The 17,594-nt window shown below is 68.9% G+C and carries 16 protein-coding genes; 13 read left to right on the forward strand and 3 right to left on the reverse strand.

Annotated elements, in window-relative coordinates:
• The first annotated feature begins 19 nt into the window (after positions 1 to 19).
• The 6 genes from H7F35_RS07670 (at position 20) to H7F35_RS07695 (ending at position 5,934) form a co-directional block, all read left to right on the forward strand.
• Entirely contained in the window at positions 20 to 1,789 is a 1,770-nt protein-coding gene (locus tag H7F35_RS07670; protein ID WP_187112321.1) for a bifunctional alpha/beta hydrolase/class I SAM-dependent methyltransferase, read from the forward strand.
• 61 nt (positions 1,790 to 1,850) lie between these two features.
• Positions 1,851 to 3,197, forward strand: coding sequence for a phosphatase PAP2/dual specificity phosphatase family protein (locus tag H7F35_RS07675; RefSeq protein WP_187112322.1), 1,347 nt, complete (start codon positions 1,851 to 1,853; stop codon positions 3,195 to 3,197).
• On the forward strand, positions 3,190 to 3,636 hold the full coding sequence (locus tag H7F35_RS07680; RefSeq protein ID WP_187112323.1) for a hypothetical protein: 447 nt from the start codon (positions 3,190 to 3,192) through the stop codon (positions 3,634 to 3,636). The genes H7F35_RS07675 and H7F35_RS07680 overlap by 8 nt, the downstream gene beginning before the upstream one ends.
• Positions 3,633 to 4,361 carry a lysophospholipid acyltransferase family protein gene (locus tag H7F35_RS07685; RefSeq protein WP_187112324.1) on the forward strand — a complete coding sequence of 243 codons (729 nt, stop codon included), beginning with the start codon at positions 3,633 to 3,635 and terminating at the stop codon, positions 4,359 to 4,361. The genes H7F35_RS07680 and H7F35_RS07685 overlap by 4 nt, the downstream gene beginning before the upstream one ends.
• Positions 4,358 to 5,314: a phosphatidate cytidylyltransferase gene (locus tag H7F35_RS07690; protein ID WP_187112325.1), complete on the forward strand. Its 957-nt coding sequence runs from the start codon at positions 4,358 to 4,360 to the stop codon at positions 5,312 to 5,314. The genes H7F35_RS07685 and H7F35_RS07690 overlap by 4 nt, the downstream gene beginning before the upstream one ends.
• Positions 5,302 to 5,934: a YdeI/OmpD-associated family protein gene (locus tag H7F35_RS07695; RefSeq protein WP_187112326.1), complete on the forward strand. Its 633-nt coding sequence runs from the start codon at positions 5,302 to 5,304 to the stop codon at positions 5,932 to 5,934. The genes H7F35_RS07690 and H7F35_RS07695 overlap by 13 nt, the downstream gene beginning before the upstream one ends.
• A 6-nt stretch (positions 5,935 to 5,940) precedes the next feature.
• On the opposite strand, the gene H7F35_RS07700 is transcribed toward H7F35_RS07695, so the two are convergent.
• The gene (locus tag H7F35_RS07700) at positions 5,941 to 6,555 is read right to left on the reverse strand and encodes a Crp/Fnr family transcriptional regulator (protein ID WP_261803561.1); all 615 of its coding nucleotides are present in this window, start codon (positions 6,553 to 6,555) and stop codon (positions 5,941 to 5,943) included.
• Between the two features lie 273 nt (positions 6,556 to 6,828).
• Between H7F35_RS07700 and H7F35_RS07705 the strand changes: the two genes are divergently transcribed.
• From H7F35_RS07705 to H7F35_RS07735, 7 genes are all read left to right on the forward strand, one after another.
• Positions 6,829 to 7,890 carry a porin gene (locus H7F35_RS07705; protein ID WP_187112327.1) on the forward strand — a complete coding sequence of 354 codons (1,062 nt, stop codon included), beginning with the start codon at positions 6,829 to 6,831 and terminating at the stop codon, positions 7,888 to 7,890.
• A 22-nt stretch (positions 7,891 to 7,912) separates the two neighbouring features.
• Positions 7,913 to 10,024, forward strand: a complete 2,112-nt coding sequence (locus H7F35_RS07710; protein ID WP_187112328.1) for an acetate--CoA ligase family protein — start codon at positions 7,913 to 7,915, stop codon at positions 10,022 to 10,024.
• A 95-nt stretch (positions 10,025 to 10,119) separates the two neighbouring features.
• Complete coding sequence (locus H7F35_RS07715) at positions 10,120 to 11,061, forward strand: Bug family tripartite tricarboxylate transporter substrate binding protein (protein WP_261803670.1); 942 nt, start codon at positions 10,120 to 10,122, stop codon at positions 11,059 to 11,061.
• Positions 11,062 to 11,082: 21 nt separating this feature from the next.
• Positions 11,083 to 12,498, forward strand: a complete 1,416-nt coding sequence (locus tag H7F35_RS07720) for a DUF1254 domain-containing protein (protein WP_410010767.1) — start codon at positions 11,083 to 11,085, stop codon at positions 12,496 to 12,498.
• A 3-nt stretch (positions 12,499 to 12,501) separates the two neighbouring features.
• Entirely contained in the window at positions 12,502 to 13,839 is a 1,338-nt protein-coding gene (locus H7F35_RS07725) for a DUF1254 domain-containing protein (protein ID WP_187112330.1), read from the forward strand.
• The gene (locus tag H7F35_RS07730) at positions 13,836 to 15,095 is read left to right on the forward strand and encodes an alkyl sulfatase dimerization domain-containing protein (protein WP_187112331.1); all 1,260 of its coding nucleotides are present in this window, start codon (positions 13,836 to 13,838) and stop codon (positions 15,093 to 15,095) included. Before H7F35_RS07725 ends, H7F35_RS07730 begins: the two co-directional genes overlap by 4 nt.
• 24 nt (positions 15,096 to 15,119) lie before the next feature.
• A complete protein-coding gene (locus H7F35_RS07735; RefSeq protein WP_187112332.1) occupies positions 15,120 to 16,115 on the forward strand; it encodes a Bug family tripartite tricarboxylate transporter substrate binding protein in 996 nt (331 codons plus the stop codon).
• A 4-nt stretch (positions 16,116 to 16,119) separates the two neighbouring features.
• Here the strand turns inward: H7F35_RS07735 and H7F35_RS07740 are convergent, their stop codons facing one another.
• Together H7F35_RS07740 and ruvA are read right to left on the reverse strand one after the other, a co-directional pair.
• Complete coding sequence (locus tag H7F35_RS07740; protein WP_187112333.1) at positions 16,120 to 17,010, reverse strand: hypothetical protein; 891 nt, start codon at positions 17,008 to 17,010, stop codon at positions 16,120 to 16,122.
• Positions 17,007 to 17,579, reverse strand: a complete 573-nt coding sequence (gene ruvA / locus H7F35_RS07745) for a Holliday junction branch migration protein RuvA (protein ID WP_187112334.1) — start codon at positions 17,577 to 17,579, stop codon at positions 17,007 to 17,009. Before ruvA ends, H7F35_RS07740 begins: the two co-directional genes overlap by 4 nt.
• Positions 17,580 to 17,594 lie beyond the last annotated feature (15 nt).

Raw genomic sequence — 17,594 nt, forward strand, 5'->3', positions numbered from 1 at the left:
ACAGATTCACAGGGATTCAATGACCAACAACACCACCCCACGCGTTCCGAACGAACTTCATTTCCAGACGCACGACGGCGAATCGCTGTTCTACCGCCACTGGCCCGCCACGGGCGCCACGCGGCGCGGCGCCATCGTGCTGTTCCATCGCGGCCACGAGCACGGCGCGCGCATGGCGCACCTGGTCGATGAGCTGAACCTGCCCGACTTCGACTTCTTCGCCTGGGACGCCCGCGGCCACGGCCGCTCGCCCGGCCAGCGCGGCTACAGCCCGAGCTTCGGCACCTCGGTGCGCGACGTGCAGACCTTCGTGCATCACATCGGCAGCACGCACGGCGTGCCCGAACAAGACATCCACGTCGTCGCACAAAGCGTGGGCGCGGTGCTGATCGCCACTTGGGCGCACGACTACGCGCCCAAGGTGCGCGGCCTCACGCTGGCGTCTCCCGCCTTCAAGGTGAAGCTCTACGTGCCGTTCGCGCGCGCCGGGCTGGGGCTGATGCACAAGCTGCGCGGCCTGTTCTTCGTCAACAGCTATGTGAAGGCGAAGTTCCTCACGCACGACCCCGAGCGCATCGCCAGCTACGAGAGCGATCCGCTGATCTCGCGGCCCATCGCGGTCAACATCCTGCTGGGCCTGTACGAAGCGGCCGACCGCGTGGTGGCCGATGCCAACGCGATCACGCTGCCGGTGCAACTGCTGATCTCGGGCGCCGACTGGGTGGTGCACCACAAGCCGCAGCACCAGTTCTTCGAGCGGCTGGGCAGCGCGGTCAAGACCAAGACCGAACTGCCGGGCTTCTTCCATGACACGCTGGGCGAAAAAGACCGCGCGCCCGCGGTGGCGTCGATCCGCGAATTCATCCTGCAGCGCTTCGACGAGCCGGCCGTACCGGTCGACCGCCGCGAAGCGCACCTGAGCGGCGACACCGCCGATGAATCGCGCGCGCTGGCCGAACCGCTGTCGCCCCTGTCGCCGCGCGGCGCCTACTGGGCCATGACGCGCGGCGGCCTGCGCGTGGGCGGCACGCTGTCGAGCGGCATTGCACTCGGCCACGCGACCGGTTTCGACTCGGGCAGCACGCTCGACTACGTCTACCGCAATCGTCCGGAAGGCAAGGGGCCGCTGGGCAAGTCCGTCGACAACACCTACCTGAACTCCATCGGCTGGCGCGGCATTCGCCAACGCAAGATCCACGTCGAAGAGCTGCTGCGCATCGCGATGGAGCGGCTGGCCGAAATGCACCGCGAAGTGCGCGTGATGGACATCGCGGCCGGCCATGGCCGCTACGTGCTCGACGCGGTGCTGGCGAGCCCGGTCAAGGCTGCGTCGATCCTGCTGCGCGACTACAGCGACATCAACGTGCGCGACGGTCGCGCACTCATCGCCGAGAAGGGCCTGGAAGACATTGCGCAGTTCGTGCAGGCCGACGCCTTCGACCGCATGAGCCTCGCGAGCGTGACGCCGCGCCCCACGCTGGCCGTGGTGTCGGGCCTGTATGAACTGTTCCCCGACAACGAAATGGTCAAGCGCTCGCTCGCGGGCGTGGGTGACGCGGTGGAAGACCGGGGCTACCTTGTCTACACCGGCCAGCCGTGGCATCCGCAACTCGAAATGATCGCGCGCGCGCTCACCAGCCATCGCCAGGGCGAAGCCTGGGTGATGCGCCGCCGCACGCAGGTCGAGATGGATCAGCTGGTGGAAGAAGCGGGCTTTCGCAAGATCGACCAGCGGGTCGATGAGTGGGGGATCTTCACGGTTTCGCTGGCGGTGCGCACCGGGCGATGAGCGCCGCGCCGGGCCGCCCCAAGCAAGCTCGCGCCGCAGTGCGCAGCACGGAGGCTTTCCGATGACCGCCTGGCTCGCGCAGCGGCCCTGGAAGCGCGCCGCCGCATGGCTGGTGTTTTTGGGGCCGCTGTTCTATGCAACCTACGGCTTCGCCAACTGGTGGGCGACCACCTGTGCGAACGTGCCGTCGATGGCCTTCGAGTGGGAGCGGCACATACCGTTCTGGCCGTGGACCATCTTTCCGTACTGGACGATCAACGTCTTCTACGCGCTGTCGCTGTTCCTCGCGCGCAGCAAGCACACGCTGGACCGGCATGCGTTGCGGCTCGTGACGGCGACGCTGATCGCCTGCACCTGTTTCATCGTCTGGCCGCTGCACTTCAGCTTCGGCCAGCCGCCGGTCGAGGGCGCGCCGGCGTTTCTGTTCAATGCGCTGCGCGGCTTCGACCAGCCTTTCAACCAGGCGCCTTCGCTGCACATCGCACTGGCGGTGATCCTGTGGGATTGGTATCGGCAGTTCCTGCGCGCACTGTGGGCGCGGGTGGTGCTGCATGTGTGGGCGTTCGCGATCTGCGCCTCGGTGCTCACGACATGGCAGCACCACTTCATCGACATTCCGACCGGCGCGCTGCTCGGGCTGGTGTGCGTGTGGCTGTGGCCGCTGGAACGCGTGGTGTCGATGCCGCGCGCGTGGCGGATCACGCGCGATGCGCAACGCTGGAAGCTCGCGGGCTTCTATGCGATCGGTGCGGTGCTGTTTCTTGCCGCTGCGTTGTATGGCGGCGGTGTGTGGTTGTGGCTCGCATGGCCGGCGGCATCGCTCGCCTTCGTGGCGCTCAACTACATCGGCTTCGGCGCGCGCGGGTTCCAGATGAACGGACAGGGCCGCATGGGCTGGGCGGCGCGCTGGCTGTTCGCGCCGTACCGACTGGGCGCAGCGCTCAACGCCTGGCTCTGGACGCGCAAGCTCCCGGCCTCCGTCGAAGTGGTGCCAGGCATTCGCCTGGGCCGCCGGCCCACGCACGCCGAATGGCTGGCCGCCGGCAAGCCCCGGCTGGTGAGCCTGTGCGCCGAGCTGCAGATGCCGGCCGGCGTGCCGCATGCGCGCTGCGTGCCTTTGCTCGATCTGGTCGTGCCGCCGACGGTGCGGCTGCAGCGCGCGGCGGCGGTCATCGAAGGCCAGCGCCGCAATGCGGACGGTGCACCGGTCTGGGTCTGCTGCGCGCTCGGCTTCTCGCGCAGCGCCGCCGCGGTGATCGCCTGGCTGGGCCGCTACGGCGCGGTCGGTGGCGTAGCGCAGGCTGAGGACGCCGTGCGCCGCGCGCGTCCGCAGATCGTGCTGCGCCCCGCATGGCGGGTGTCGCTGGCACCGCTGAATCCGGTGCAGGAGGCAACACCCCATGACTGACAAGGAACGCGCCACCTGCGCGGCGCTGGCCGGGCTGCTGCACGCCGTCACCGTGCTGGCCCTCTGGGGCTTCGCGCTGATGTGCATTGCGGCGCTGGTGCTCGCGCTGACGCTGCATTCGCTCTCGACCACGGCCACCATGGGCTTCGGCGCGGTGCTGGTGCTCGGCGTGCTGGAGCGCTACTTCTCGTTCCGGCTGCGGCTGGACCAGGCGCTGTTCGACGGCCTGGCGCGCGGCACCATTGCATCGCTGGACGCACTCGACGGCGCGCTTTCTGCGCTCGGCCTGCGCGAGACACCATCGCAGCAACCACAAGCCACACGCCCGCTCGACGACCGCGTGCTCGGCACCCGACAGCTCATGCAGCGCCACGCCATCGTGGTCGCCTGCCAGAGCGCCATGTTTCTCCTTGCCTTGATGACACAGGACATCTCTTGAACGAAGAAGACAACAACAACAAGAACGACGGCACGCCCGCCCAGGCGCCCGAAAGCACGGCACTGCGGCGCGGACTGGCCATCGTCGCGGGCAAGCTGATCATCGGCGCGGCCGGGCTGCTGACCGGCGTGCGCGCGATCTGGTCGGGCACCAGCCCCAAGGCCGAGCAGACGCTGTACTTCGCCAACCACACGAGCCACGGCGACTTCGTGCTGCTCTGGGCCACGCTGCCGCCCGACCTGCGCGCGCTCACGCGGCCGGTCGCGGGGCAGGACTACTGGATGGCCTCGAAGATGCGCCACTTCATCGGCGCCGACGTGTTCAACGCGCTGATGATCCGGCGCGACGGCGGAACGCGCGGCGAGAACCCGGTCGACCAGATGAAGGCCGCGCTGGACGGCGGCGACTCGCTCATCATGTTCCCCGAGGGCACGCGCAACACCGGCGACGACATCCTGCTGCCGCTCAAGAGCGGGCTCTTTCACCTGGCGCGCGCCTGCCCCAACGTGCGGCTGGTGCCGGTGTGGATCGAGAACCTCAAGCGCGTGCTGCCCAAGGGCACGCTGGTGCCGATTCCGCTGGCCTGCACGGTGCGCTTCGGTGCGCCGATCAAGCTGGAGGAAGGCGAAGACAAGAACACCTTCATCGCCCGCGCACGCACCGCCATGCTCGACCTGCGCCCCGAATACGACCGCAACGACAAGGCCGAGGGCGCCGCATCATGATCGAACTGTCTCCTTTCGCCTGGACCACGCTCAAGCTCTTCGGTGGCGTCTTCGGCGTGCTGGTGCTGGCCTCGGCCATCGGCGCGCTGCTCAAGTGGCGCGTGGCGCACGGCCAGCCGCATTCGGTGATCGACAACCTCAACTCGCGCGTCAATGCGTGGTGGGTGATGGTGGCGGTGATCGGCGTGGCCTTCGCGCTCGGCAAGGGCGGCGTGATCGTGCTGTTCTACCTGATCTCGTTCTACGCGCTGCGCGAGTTCATCAGCCTGGCCTACACGCGGCGCGGCGACCACGGGGCCATCGCGCTGGCCTTCTTCGTCGCATTGCCGGGGCAGTACTTCCTGATCTGGATCGATTGGTACGGGCTGTATTCGATCTACATCCCGGTCTACGCCTTCCTGCTCCTGCCCATTCTTGCGACGATGGGCGGCGACACGCAGCGCTTTCTGGAGCGCACCTCGAAGATCCAGTGGGGCCTGATGGTGTGCGTGTTCTGCATCAGCCACGTGCCCGCGCTGCTCACGCTGCAGATTCCGGGCTTCGAGGGCCGCAACCTGCTGCTGATTGCCTTCCTGGTGATCGTGGTGCAGGGCAGCGACGTGCTGCAGTACGTGTGGGGCAAGCTGTTCGGCAAGCGCAAGGTGGCGCCCGAGCTGTCGCCTTCCAAGACCTGGGAAGGCCTGATCGGCGGCGTGGCGAGCGCCACCGCGCTGGGCGCCGCGCTCTCCTGGGCCACGCCGTTCAACCCGTGGCAGGCCGCGCTGATGGCGCTCACGATCTGCCTGATGGGCTTCTTCGGCGGGCTGGTGATGTCGGCCATCAAGCGCGACCGTGGCGTGAAGGACTGGGGCTCGATGATCGAGGGCCATGGCGGCATGCTCGACCGGCTCGACTCCGTGATCTTCGCCGCGCCGATCTACTTCCACGCACTGCGCTACTGGTGGGTGCCGTGAGCGCGGCGCGCGCCAAGGCGGCCACGGCGGCGGTTGTTCCCGAGCGGGTCGCGCACGACACGCCGGTCGACTGCCCCACCGTGGCCGGCTGGGCGCGCTGGCTCAAGCGCCACCACAGCACCGCAGCCGGCGTGTGGCTGCGCATGGCGAAGAAGGACAGCGGCTTTCCCACGGTGGCCTACGCCGACGTGCTCGAACTGGCGCTGTGCCATGGCTGGATCGACGGCCAGCGCAAGGGCGAGGATGCGCAGTACTTCCTGCAGCGCTTCACGCCACGTACCAAGCGCAGCATCTGGTCGCAGATCAACCGCGCCAAGGCGCTGAAGCTGATCGAGGAAGGCCGCATGCAGCCGGCCGGGCTGGCCGAAGTCGAACGCGCCAAGGCCGATGGCCGCTGGGACGCGGCCTACGAGGCAGCGAGCGTGGCCGTCGTGCCGCCGGACCTGCAGGCGGCGCTCGATGCCAACAAGAAAGCCGCCGCGTTTTTCGCCACGCTGGATGCGCGCAACCGCTACGCGGTGCTGTTCCGCACACAGGGCGCGAAGAAAGCCGAGACGCGGGCACGGCGCATCGCGCAGTTCGTCGAGATGCTGGCCAAGGGCGAGAAGATCCACCCCTGAGCGCGCTCAGGTGCCTGCGGCAATGCGCGCAAGCCGTTCGGCATCGACGATGCGGATGCGCTTGTAGCTCATGTCGATCGCACCCTCTTCCACCAGTCGACCCAGTTCCTTGTTGATGGTCTGGCGCGACAGCCCAAGCATCGCCGCCAAGTCGTGCTGCGAGAGGCGCACGAGCGGCGCCGCATCGCCCTCCCCCTGTCCGCTGTAGAAGTGGATCAGGCTCATCAGCGTGGCGGCCACGCGGCCGTGCACGGAATTGAGCATCTGGTTCTGCAGCAGCACGATGCTCAGCCGCTGGCGCTGCAGGCCCAGCTTGGCCACGTCGCGCCACAGGATGGGCTCGGCATCGAGCACCGCAATCACGGCATCGCAGGGCAGATGGACGATCACCGAGTCCTCGTGCGCGTGGTAGTCGTAGGCCAGCGGCACGTCGTCGAGCAGGCGCACCAGTGGCGCCACCTGTCCGGGGCCGAGCAGGGCGTTGACGTACTTGCGCCCTTGGGTGCTCATGCTGCTGATCTCCAGGCAGCCCGACACCACCACCAGCAGCTCCCGCCGGTGGCGGTCGTGCGCCAGCACCTGCGTGCGCCGGCTGTAGCGCTCCAGGCGCGCCGACTTCATGAGATCGGCGCGGCGCGCGTCGGGCCAGCGCGAGAACAGCTCGTTCCAGCGCAGCGCGCGCTCCAGCAGCGCGGTGCTTTCTTCAGCATCTCTGGAGGTGGATGGGGTCGATCGGGCCAGCGGGTTCTCCCTGCCGTGATGTTCGCGAATCTGTCAAAGCGTTGACAGATTCGGGGGGCTGTCGTTTCTATCGTAAGGACCGGACATCGACAAGCACACAAGCGGCACCGGCATGCATCCGCATGCGGCAAGCCACACCGGAGACAAGACCACATGAAGAAGACAAGCACCGCCGGCCTCGCGCTGGCGGCCTCCTCGCTCGCGCTGGCGCAGAGCAGCGTGACGGTCTACGGCACCGTCGACCTCTACATGGCGCAGGCCAAGTCGGGGAACACCTCGTCGGTGCGGCTCGAAGATGGCGGCCAGACGGCATCGCGCATCGGCTTTCGCGGAACGGAAGACCTGGGCGGCGGCCTCGGCGTGCACTTCACGCTCGAAAGCGGCTTCGCGCCCGATACCGGCAGCGGCACGCTGCCCGGGCCGGCCATCTCGTTCAGCCGCCAATCCTTCGTCGGCTTTTCGGCGCCGTGGGGGCAGATCGACGCGGGCCGCATGTACACGCCGATGTTCTATGCGCTGTTCCGGGCCGACCCGTACGGCATCAACTCCGTGTTCTCGCCGATCAACCTGGTGGCCGCCACCGATGCGCAGCCGGGGCTCACACCCTTCGCGGCCCGTGCCAGCAACATGGTGCGCTACCGCACGCCGGCCAGCAGCGACTTCTTCGCGGACATCGCCTATGCACCGGGCGAATCAAGTGCGCCGAGCCACCAGAGCGGCAACTTCTACGGCGGCAGCATGGGCTGGGCGAGCAAGCCCTACTACATCGCCTATGCGTTTCAGCGCGCGCGTTCCGGCTCGGCCGCAGCGCCCGTGGCCTCGCCCGCCACCACCACCTACCAGGCGCTGAGCGGTGCGTACGAGCTGCCGGCCATCGGGCTGCAGCTCTATGCCAACTACATGCGCAACACCTCGAGCCTGCCCGGCGTTCCGACCGCGAAGCTCGCGAGCCTGGGCGCCACCTACAACGTGACGCCTTCGTCGAACCTGATGTTCGAGGCCGTGCAGCGCAAGGTGGCCGGCACCGACCGCTCGCAACTGGCCTGGACGCTGGGCTACGACTACTACCTGAGCAAGCGCACGGTGCTCTATGCGCGCTGGCTGCGCCTGCTCAACCGGCACGGCGCCTCGGCCTCGCTCGCGACCATCGCGGTCGCGCCCAACAGCGGCAACGGCGTGCGCGTGCTCGCCACCGGCATCCGCCACAACTTCTGAAACGCCTTCTTCAACTCGCTCCATGGATTTCTTCACTTCCCAGGCCGAATCGCTGTCGGCCCTGTTCGCACCACGCTCCATCGCGGTGGTCGGTGCCTCGTCCAACCCGCAGAAGATCGGCGGCATTCCGGTCGACTTCCAGCGCCGCTTCGGCTTCGACGGCGCGCTCTATCCGGTCAACCCCAATGCCGACCGCATCCAGGACCTGCCCGCATGGCCGAGCCTGCGAGACATCGGCCAACCGGTGGACCTGGCCATCCTCGCCGTGCCCGCCGCGCTGGTCGACGGTGCGCTCGACGACGCCATTGCCGCCAAGGTGAAAGGGGTCGTGCTGTTCTCCTCGGGCTTTGCCGAGATCGGCGCCGAGGGTGCCGCTGCGCAGGTGCGGCTCGGCGACAAGGCGCGCGCGGCCGGTGTGCGGCTCATCGGACCCAACTGCCTGGGCTTCATGAACATCGCGCGCAATGTCTACGCGACCTTCTCGCCGGCGCCCGGCGTGGGCCGCGTGGCGGCGGGGCGCATCGGACTGGTGAGCCAATCGGGCGCGTTCGGTGCCTATGCGTATTCGATGGCGCGAGAGCGCGGCGTCGGACTGTCGCTGTGGGCCACCACCGGCAACGAGGCCGACGTGCAATTCGCCGATTGCCTGGCCTGGCTCGCGCAGGACCCGGCCACCGACGTGATCATGGGCTACATGGAAGGCTGCCGCGACGGCCCCCGGCTGCGCGCAGCACTGGCGTTGGCACAGGCGAACGGAAAGCCGGTGGTGATGGTCAAGGTCGGCAGCACGGCGCTGGGCGCGCAGGCCGCCGCCTCGCACACCGCCGCGCTCGCTGGCGACGACGCGGTGTATGACGCGGTATTCCGTCAGTACGGCGTGCTGCGTGCGCGCAACCTCACCGAGTTCTTCGACCTGGCGCACAGCGCGGCCGTGGCGGGGCGTCCGCGCGACCGCTCGATAGGCCTGTTCACGCTGTCGGGCGGCGTGGGTGCGCTGATGGCCGACGAGGCCTCGGCACAGGGCCTCGATGTGCAGCCGCTGAGCGAGGCCGCGCAGGACACGCTGCGCAGCTGGGTGCCCTTCGCAGCGCCGCGCAACCCGGTCGACATCACGGGGCAGGTCACCAACGACATGAGCCTGCTGGAGCGCAGCGCCCGCGTGATGCTCGACGACCGTGGCTTCGCCTCGTGGATGGGGTTCCTGGCTGCTGCGGGTGCATCGGATGCGTTCTGGCCGGTGCTGCGCGGGCTCGTGAGTTCGCTGCGCGCGGTCTATCCCCACACGCTGCTCGCCATCAGCACGCTGCTGGCGCCGGAGCGCCGCGCCGAGCTGGAAGCAATGCGCTGCCTGGTGTTCGCCGATCCGTCGGACGGCATCCGCACCATTGCCGCGCTGGCGGGGCTGAAGACGGGCGCTGCGCCTTCGACGGCCTCGGCACCTCCGTCGAATCCGCTGAAGCTCGCACCCGGCGCGATGTCCGAACCCGACGCGCTGGCGCTGCTTGCCGAAGCCGGCGTGCCCGTGGTGGCGCACCGCGTGGTGCGCAGCGCCGACGAGGCTGCGGCAGCCGCCGCAGCCATCGGCGATGCAGTGGTCGTGAAGATCGTGAGCGCGGACATCCCGCACAAGTCGGACGTCGGTGGCGTAGCGCTCGGCCTGCGCGGCGCGGCGCAGGCGCGCGCGGCCTTCGAGCGCACGCGCGACCACGCCCTCACCGCGCGGCCCGATGCACGGCTCGACGGCGCGCTCGTGGCGCGCATGCTGACCGGCGGCGTCGAATGCATCGCGGGCGTGCACCGCGACCCGGTGTTCGGCCCGGTGCTGATGTTCGGCCTGGGCGGCATCCACGTCGAGACCCTGCGCGACGTGTCGCTGCGCGCGCTGCCGATCACGCGCGACGACGCACTGGCGATGGTGCGCGGGCTGCGTGCCTTCGCGATCCTCGACGGCGCGCGCGGCCGTGCGCCAGTCGACCTCGAATCGATCGCCGATGCGCTGTGCGCGCTGGCCGACTTCGCGCTGCGCGCCGGCGACTCGCTCGACAGCGCCGAGATCAACCCGCTGATCGCGCGGCCGCTGGCCGATGGCGGCTGCGTGGCGGTCGATGCACTGGTCGTCGGGCGCGGCACATGAACGAACAACCACCGGAGACAGATCGCATGACGACATCGAAGAAGCAACGCACCACGGCCGCCGGACTTGTGCGCGTGCTCGGCATCGGCGCTGCGATGGCCCTCGCGGCAGGCAGTGCATTGGCAGAAGGCGCCTTCCCGTCGAAGCCGCTGCGCATCATCGTGCAGTACCAGGCAGGCGGCTCCACCGACATCCTTGCGCGCATCGTGGCGGAAGGGCTGTCGAAGCGACTGGGGCAGCCGGTGGTGGTCGAGAACCGCAGCGGCGCGGGCGGGATCATCGGCACCGACTACGTTGCCAAGAGCGCGCCCGACGGCTACACGCTGCTGCTGACGGTGCCCGGCCCGGTCACCGCGAACATGGTGCTCTACAGCAAGCTGCCGTACGACCCGCGCACCGACCTGCGCATGGTCTCGGACATCGCCACCACGCGCACGGTGCTGGCGGTTCACCCTTCCGTGCCGGCCAGGGACTTCAAGAGCCTGATCGCCACGGTGAAGGCCGCGCCCGGCAAGTACACGATGGGCTCGTGGGGGCCGGGCACGCAGCCGCACCAGATCCAGGTCTACATGGACAAGACCTACGGCCTGCAGACGCTGCACGTGCCCTACAAGGGCGAGAGCCCGATGGCAGTCGACCTGATCGGCGGCGTCATCAACATGACCGTGGGCTCGATCACCACGCTGCAGCCGTACATCGCGGCCGGCAAGCTGCGCGCGCTGGCGGTCGCCGGCCCGCGCCGCGCCAGGGCGCTGCCCGATGTGCCGACCTTCGCCGAGCAGGGCTACGCCGACGAGGTCTATGCGCTCACCGGTCCGACCTCGCTGATGGCGCCCGCGAAGACGCCCGACGCGGTGGTCGAACGGCTCGGGCGCGAAGTCAGCGCGGTGATCCGCCAGCCAGAGGTCAGCCGACGCATCGAGGAACTGGGCGCCGAGCCGGTCGGCAACCTGCCGGCCGAGGCCACGGCCGCCTACAAGGCCTTCCTTCCCGTGACGCTGCGGCTCACGCAGGCCACGGGCGTGAAGCTCGACTGAGCGCCATCCATTCGCATCCCCATGAATTCCAGCAACGAGGTCTTCCCCATGAATGCTCCCGAACCCCATCTCGCCGTCGCCCTCGCGCGCAAGGCACTCGCCCGCTCGATCGGCCTGGCCGCCTTCGTCTACGGCTATCCGCTCACCGAGACCTACCGCACCTGTGCCATGCAGACCGCGCCGCAGGGCGAACGCCGCACCGGTGCCTCGCACGGCTCGGATGTGCGCGCGCCGCTGAACACGCTGCACCATGCGCCGCGCCCTTCCACCGACGAAGACCGCGACGTGGTGACGCCTGCCAACGACCTGCTCTACACCATCGCGTGGATTCACCTGGCCCACGGGCCGATGCTGCTGACGGTGCCTGCGTCGGCGCGCCATCCGGGGCGCTACTTCGTGCTGCCGCTGTACGACGCGTACACCGAGAACTTCGAGAACCTGGGGCCGCGCAACTGCAATCCCGAGGGCGAGACCGTGGTGCTCGTCGGCCCTGGCGGCACGGTGCCGGAATCGCTCGCCGGCCACCGCGTGGTGCGCTGCCCGACCGACCTCGTCTGGCTGATCGGCCGCATCCTGGTAGGCGACGAGAGCGACTGGCCGGCCGCGCGTGCGCTGCAGTCCGAGATCGGGCTGGCGCCTGCTCCCGGCACAGCACTGCAGGGGCGGCCGGCCGCCGTCGAGCACTGGGCCGGCCCGCCCGTGGACGCCATGGCCGCCGCCTTCGAGCACGACGAGCCGGCCGCGCAGGTGGCGCCGCGCTTCTTCACAAACATGTGCCACGCGCTGGCCGAATCACCGGGCCGGGTGGAAGACCGCGCAATGGTGGCCTGGTTCGGCCAGGTCGGGCTGCGAGCGGATGCCGCGTTTGCATGGGAGTCGCTGGATGAGCCGGCACGCGAGGGCCTGCTCGAAGGCTTTGCCGAAGGCGTGCAGCTGATCGCGGCCACGGGCCGCAACCGCCGCCCCAAGCCCTGGTCGATGACACCAGCGACCGGACGCTACGGCAACGAATTCCTCGGCCGCGCCCGCACGGCCTACCTGGGCCTTGGCGCGCTGGCCACCAGCGAGGCGGTGTACGCGGCGGCGCATCACGACGCGAAGCAGGAGCCGCTGGATGGCCAGCGCAGCTACGCGATGCGCTTCGAGGCGGACGACCTGCCGCCGGCGGATGCCTTCTGGTCGGTGACGCTTTACGACGCAGACCGTTTTCTCTATTCCAACGAGATCAGGCGCCATGCGATCGGCGACCGCACGCCCGGTTTGAAGCGCGCAGCGGACGGCAGCCTGGAGATCAGGCTGAGCCACGCGCGTCCGGCCGACACCGCCAACTGGCTGCCCACGCCGGCCGGTCGCTTCTACCTGATCCTGCGCATGTACTACCCGCGCGAAGGCGTGCAGAGCTGGCGCATTCCTGCACTGCAGGCACAACAAGGCTGAGCGATGCAAGCGAACACCGATACCGAACTGCACACGCTGGCCGAAGAGGCCGTCGTCTACGCCTTTCCGCTCTACGAGATGGGCCGCATGCGCGCGGCCACCTCGCCGCAGCGCACCGACATCGCCGGCGAGGCGCCGAAGCCCCAGCGCTGGTGCAACGTGTTCACGCACGCGCGGCAGTTGCTGGGCGCGGGCAAGAGTCGCGTGGTGACGCCGAACAATGACACGCTCTACACCAACGCATGGCTCGACCTGGTCGACGGCCCGCTGGTGATCGACGTGCCGGACACGGCCGGGCGCTACTACGTGCTGGGCCTGCTCGACTTCTACACGAACCCCTTCGTGCACATCGGCCAGCGGCTCACGGGCACGGGCGCGCGTTCGTTCCTCGTCACGCCGCCGGGCTGGCGCGGCGAACTGCCTGCCCCATTCCGTGAGGCCGGCGCGCACATCGAAGCGCCCACGCGCTGGCTGTGGATCATCGGCCGCATCCTGGTCGACGGGCTGCAGGACGTGCCTGCGGTCAATGCGCTGCAGGATGGTTTTCTCGTTCGCACGCTCGATGACTGGCAGGCCGGCAAGCCTTCAAAGCCGAAGCCCTTCGACCCGGCCTGCGACCCGAAGGCACCGCTGACCGCCGAACACTTCGCGGCGCAGGTGAACCGTGCGCTGCGCGAGAACCCGCCGCCCGCGCGTGATGCCGAATTGATCGCCCGCTTCGCCCAACTCGGGCTCGGGCCTGATGCCGGCGCATTCGACGAAGCGCAACGTACCGTGCTGCAGGACGCGCTCGATACCGTGCTGCCGCGGCTACGCAACGCGCAGTCCGGCGCCTCGACTTCCACCGGCTGGGTGCAGATGCCGCTGGTCGAAGGCAGCTTCGGCGACGACCATCTGGCGCGCGCGCTGGTGGCGCTCAAGTACATCGGCATGCTCGAAAGCCGCGAGGCGACCTATCCGCTCGCATGGCACGACGCCTCGGGCCGCAAGCTGCGCGGAAGCGGCCGCTACACGCTGCGATTCGCGCCCAATGCGATGCCACCGGTCGAGGCCTTCTGGTCGCTCACGATGTACGACTGCCGCGACTACATGCTGGTCGACAACCCTATCGACCGCTATGCCATCGGCGACCGCACGCCCGCGCTGCGCCGCGATGCCGACGGCGGGCTCACGCTGCACATCCAGCATGCGCGCCCCGACAGCGAAGCCGCGCAGGCGAACTGGCTGCCCGCGCCCGAAGGCGATTTCTACCTTTGCCTTCGCGCCTATGTGCCGCGCACCGAAATGCTGGACGGCCGCTATGCGTTGCCGGCGCTGGTCCGCACCGGGGAGGCCGCATGAGCACGAACAACGTGGAACAGGAGAAACCCTTCCTCATCGTCGGCACGGGCACCGAGACGGTCGCGCCCGGCCTGCATATCCTGCGTGGACAGGGGCAGTCCTTCGTGGCCGAGACCGACCTCGGCCTCGTGGTGATCGACGCCGGTCCGGGCGGCTCGGTGACGCAGGGAATGATCGACGCGGTGCGCCAGATCAGCGATGCGCCGCTGCATGCGCTGTGCTACAGCCACGGGCACGTGGGCTACAACGCCGGCGTGCCGATGTGGCTGGCGCATGCCGCGCAGCGAGGCGATGCGCCGCCACGCGTCATCGCGCACCGCAACGTGCCGCGGCGCTATGCGCGCTACCGCGAGACCGAGGCGCTGCAGCACCGCATGGCCGAGATCCAGTTCAACCGGCCTGCCGGCTTCTTCGACCGCCGGCTCGCCATGCACACGCCGACAGAGACCTTCGACGACCGCCTGCAGATCGGCCACGGCGACCGTCGCGTCGAGCTGCGCTGGGCGCCTTCGGAAACCGACGACGCGATCGCGCTGTGGAGCCCGGCTCAACGCGTGCTCTACGGCGGCGCGGCGCTGATCGATTCGATTCCCAACATCGGCACGCCCTTTCGCACGATGCGCGACACGGTGCGCTGGGCCGACACGCTCGATGCGCTCGCAGCACTCGGTGCGCGCAAGGCGGTGCGCGAATTCGGCACCACGCTCGAAGGCGAGGAACAGGTGCGGCACGTGCTCACGCACACCGCCCGCGCGCTGCGCTGGCTGCGTGCCGAAGTCGTGCGGCTCATGAACGAGGGGCTGAACGAGCGCGGCATCCTGGCGCGCATCCGCTTTCCCGACGAGCTGTTCGGCGTCGACTGGATGAAGCCCACCTACGGCGACCCTGGCTACATCGTGCGCGACATCTACCGCTCGGAGAACGGCTGGTGGGACCGCAACCCGACCTCGCTGCATCCCGAGGCGCCCGAGGCGATAGGGCAGGCCGTGGCCGACGCCATCACCGACAAGCGCGGCGTGATCACGCATGCAAGCACCTTGGCGCAGGGCGGCAACTGGCAGCTTGCGCTTCACGTGATCGACCTGCTGGCCACCGCCGAGGGCAACGCGCCAGAGATCGTGGAAGCACGCTCGCTCAAGGCCGAATGGCTTCGCGAGCGCGCACGGCAGGTGCCCAGCTACGTGTCGCGCAACCTGTACCGCGTCGGCGCGGACATGATCGAGCAGGGAACGCAGGCGCGCTTCGGCATTCACTGATTCAAATCCCAGGAGACAAAAAACATGACAAACACATTCCTGCGACACCCCCTGCGCGCGCTGGCCTGCGGCGCGCTCGCCGCCTGGGTGGCGACAGCCACCCACGCACAGGGCCCCGAGGCCTACCCCGACAAGCCGGTGACACTGGTCGTTCCCACGACGGCGGCCGGCGGCACCGACACCATCGCGCGCCTGATCGGGGAAGCGCTCGGCAAGACGCTGAAGCAGACCTTCATCGTCGACAACCGGCCCGGTGCCAATGGCATCCTCGGCATCGACCTTGCGGCGCGCGGCACGCCCGACGGCTATCGGCTGCTGTTCACCTACGCCGCGGCGATGGTGGTGAACCCCAGCCTCTACAAGAAGCTGCCCTACGACCCGGTGAAGGACTTCGCGCCAGTGGCGCAGGTCGGGCGCGGCGGCAACCTGCTGCTGGTGCGCCAGGACCTGCCGGTGAAGACGCTCAAGGAATTCATCGCCTATGCGAAGGCACGCCCCGACAAGCTCAGCTACTGCTCTTGGGGCAACGGCTCCGGCGGCCACCTGGCGATGGAAAGCCTCAAGAAGCAGGCCGGCCTGTCGATGATGCATGTGCCCTACAAGGGCAGCGGCCCCTGCGTGCAGGACCTGATGGGCGGCCAGGTCGATGCGGCGTTCGCCGACATATCGTCGACGGTGGAGATCGTGCGCGCCGGGCGCCTGAAGGCGCTGGCCTACAGCGGGCCCGCGCGCATCCCGATGCTGCCCGACGTGCCGACGATGACCGAGGCCGGCTACCCCTTCACCAACTATTCCTGGTACGGGTTGCTGGCGCCGGCGAAGACGCCGCCGGCCATCGTGAAGCGGCTCAACGAGGCGGTGAACCAGGTGCTGAAAGACCCGGCCGTGGTGCAGCGCATGCGCGAGCTCAATTTCACCGACCTGCCGCAGAACACGCCCGAGCAGTTCGCCGCGACGATCCAGAAAGACATGCACGACTGGGGCGCGCTGGTGAAGGACATCGGGTTGACGCTCGAATGAGCGATCAATCCTTGTCCATGGTCCGCGACCGGCCGAACCAGAAGCCCACGATGAGGCCGACCGTGCCGAAGCCGATGGCGCCCCAGAGGCTCAGGAAGGTGAAGATGTTGTAGCGACCCGGCTGTTGCGCGAGCGCGCTCACCAGTTCGGGCTCGTTCAAGCCGCCCAGTCCCCGGGCGGCGGCGAAGTCGAAGGCGGCCGAGCCGAGGAAGTTGAGCGTCAGCAGCATCGGCAAGACCACCAGCAGCGGAAACCACGCACCGCGCACCTTGCGCCACGCCATCAACTGCGCCGCGACGAACAGGGCGGCCCCGACACCGATCAGCCCGAGCACGAAGCGGTCGCGGACCAGCGGCAGCAACCATTGCCAGATCCATTGCAACGGGTACAGCGGCCATTCCGCCTGCGGCGCCAGGCCGCCGGGGCGCGCAAAGGCCTGCCAGCCCAGCGCGAGCGTGGCGCGCCCTGCCAGCGCGGACATGCAAGCCACGGCCGCAACGCTCAGGCAGCCGATGCGCAACGGGGAAGAACGAGGCTGCGGAAAAACATGCGGCGGCGGCGCGGGCAACGGAAAAATCCCCGGCCGCCAGACCTGCTTCTTAACCACCGTGACTGGCGGCGGCACGGGCTCCAGCTCGCCACGCACCAGCCAGTCGACCGCGAAGATCGCCAGCGCGAAAGCCATCGCGGCCGTCAGCCAGGCGCAGGCACCCGGCATGTCGATGAAGCCGATCGGCGTGAACAGCGGCAGGTTGCCGTACACGAGGCCCGCGCACCCGTAGGCCAGGAGGATCGGCACGCAGCCGATCAGGGCTGCGCGCATCAGCAGCTCATCGCTGCGGACGGACTCCTGGCGCAGCGCCTGGACGCGCGACCAGGCCCCGCGCAGGCTCACTTGGCCAGGGCCTTCAGTGCCAACTTGATGCCTTCGCTCACCGTCGCTTCCTTCGGCAACGCCTTGAGCGCGAGCGCGGCTTCCTTGTCGCTGTAGCCCAGAGCGATCAGCGCCTGCAGGATGTCGGCCTGCGCGTCGGAGGTCGCGTGCGCGGGCAGGCCGATGTCGGCGCCCAGCTTGCCCTTGAGTTCGAGCAGCAGCCGCTCGCCGGTCTTCTTGCCGATGCCCGGAATCTTCACCAGGCGGCCGAGTTCCTGCAGCGTGATGGCTTGCGCCAGTTCGCCCACGCTCATGCCCGAGAGCAGGCCGAGCGCGGTGCGCGGGCCCACGCCGGTGATCTTGATGAGCTGGCGAAAGGCCGCTCGCTCCTCGGCGGTGCCGAAGCCATAGAGAATCTGCGCGTCCTCGCGCACGACGAAGTGCGTGAGCAGCGACACGCGCTCGCCGGTGGCGGGGAGGTTGTAGAACGTGCTCATCGGCACATCGACCTCATAACCGACGCCGTTGCAGTCCACCACCACTTGCGGCGGATTGCGTTCGGCCAGGATGCCGGTGAGTTTGCCTATCATGGGTGCCCTTTTTCC

The sequence above is a fragment of the Variovorax sp. PAMC26660 genome, assembly GCF_014302995.1.
Lineage (GTDB): Bacteria > Pseudomonadota > Gammaproteobacteria > Burkholderiales > Burkholderiaceae_C > Variovorax.

Bases quoted from the DNA above. Each gene is read 5' to 3' on its own strand.
- H7F35_RS07725 (WP_187112330.1), top strand. From the start codon at position 12,502: ATGCAAGCGAACACCGATACCGAACTGCACACGCTGGCCGAAGAGGCC.
- H7F35_RS07730 (WP_187112331.1), top strand. From the start codon at position 13,836: ATGAGCACGAACAACGTGGAACAGGAGAAACCCTTCCTCATCGTCGGC.
- H7F35_RS07675 (WP_187112322.1), top strand. From the start codon at position 1,851: ATGACCGCCTGGCTCGCGCAGCGGCCCTGGAAGCGCGCCGCCGCATGG.
- H7F35_RS07710 (WP_187112328.1), top strand. From the start codon at position 7,913: ATGGATTTCTTCACTTCCCAGGCCGAATCGCTGTCGGCCCTGTTCGCA.
- H7F35_RS07700 (WP_261803561.1), bottom strand. From the start codon at position 6,555: ATGAAGTCGGCGCGCCTGGAGCGCTACAGCCGGCGCACGCAGGTGCTG.
- H7F35_RS07670 (WP_187112321.1), top strand. From the start codon at position 20: ATGACCAACAACACCACCCCACGCGTTCCGAACGAACTTCATTTCCAG.
- H7F35_RS07680 (WP_187112323.1), top strand. From the start codon at position 3,190: ATGACTGACAAGGAACGCGCCACCTGCGCGGCGCTGGCCGGGCTGCTG.
- H7F35_RS07720 (WP_410010767.1), top strand. From the start codon at position 11,083: ATGAATTCCAGCAACGAGGTCTTCCCCATGAATGCTCCCGAACCCCAT.
- H7F35_RS07715 (WP_261803670.1), top strand. From the start codon at position 10,120: ATGGCCCTCGCGGCAGGCAGTGCATTGGCAGAAGGCGCCTTCCCGTCG.
- H7F35_RS07735 (WP_187112332.1), top strand. From the start codon at position 15,120: ATGACAAACACATTCCTGCGACACCCCCTGCGCGCGCTGGCCTGCGGC.
- H7F35_RS07690 (WP_187112325.1), top strand. From the start codon at position 4,358: ATGATCGAACTGTCTCCTTTCGCCTGGACCACGCTCAAGCTCTTCGGT.
- ruvA (WP_187112334.1), bottom strand. From the start codon at position 17,579: ATGATAGGCAAACTCACCGGCATCCTGGCCGAACGCAATCCGCCGCAA.
- H7F35_RS07705 (WP_187112327.1), top strand. From the start codon at position 6,829: ATGAAGAAGACAAGCACCGCCGGCCTCGCGCTGGCGGCCTCCTCGCTC.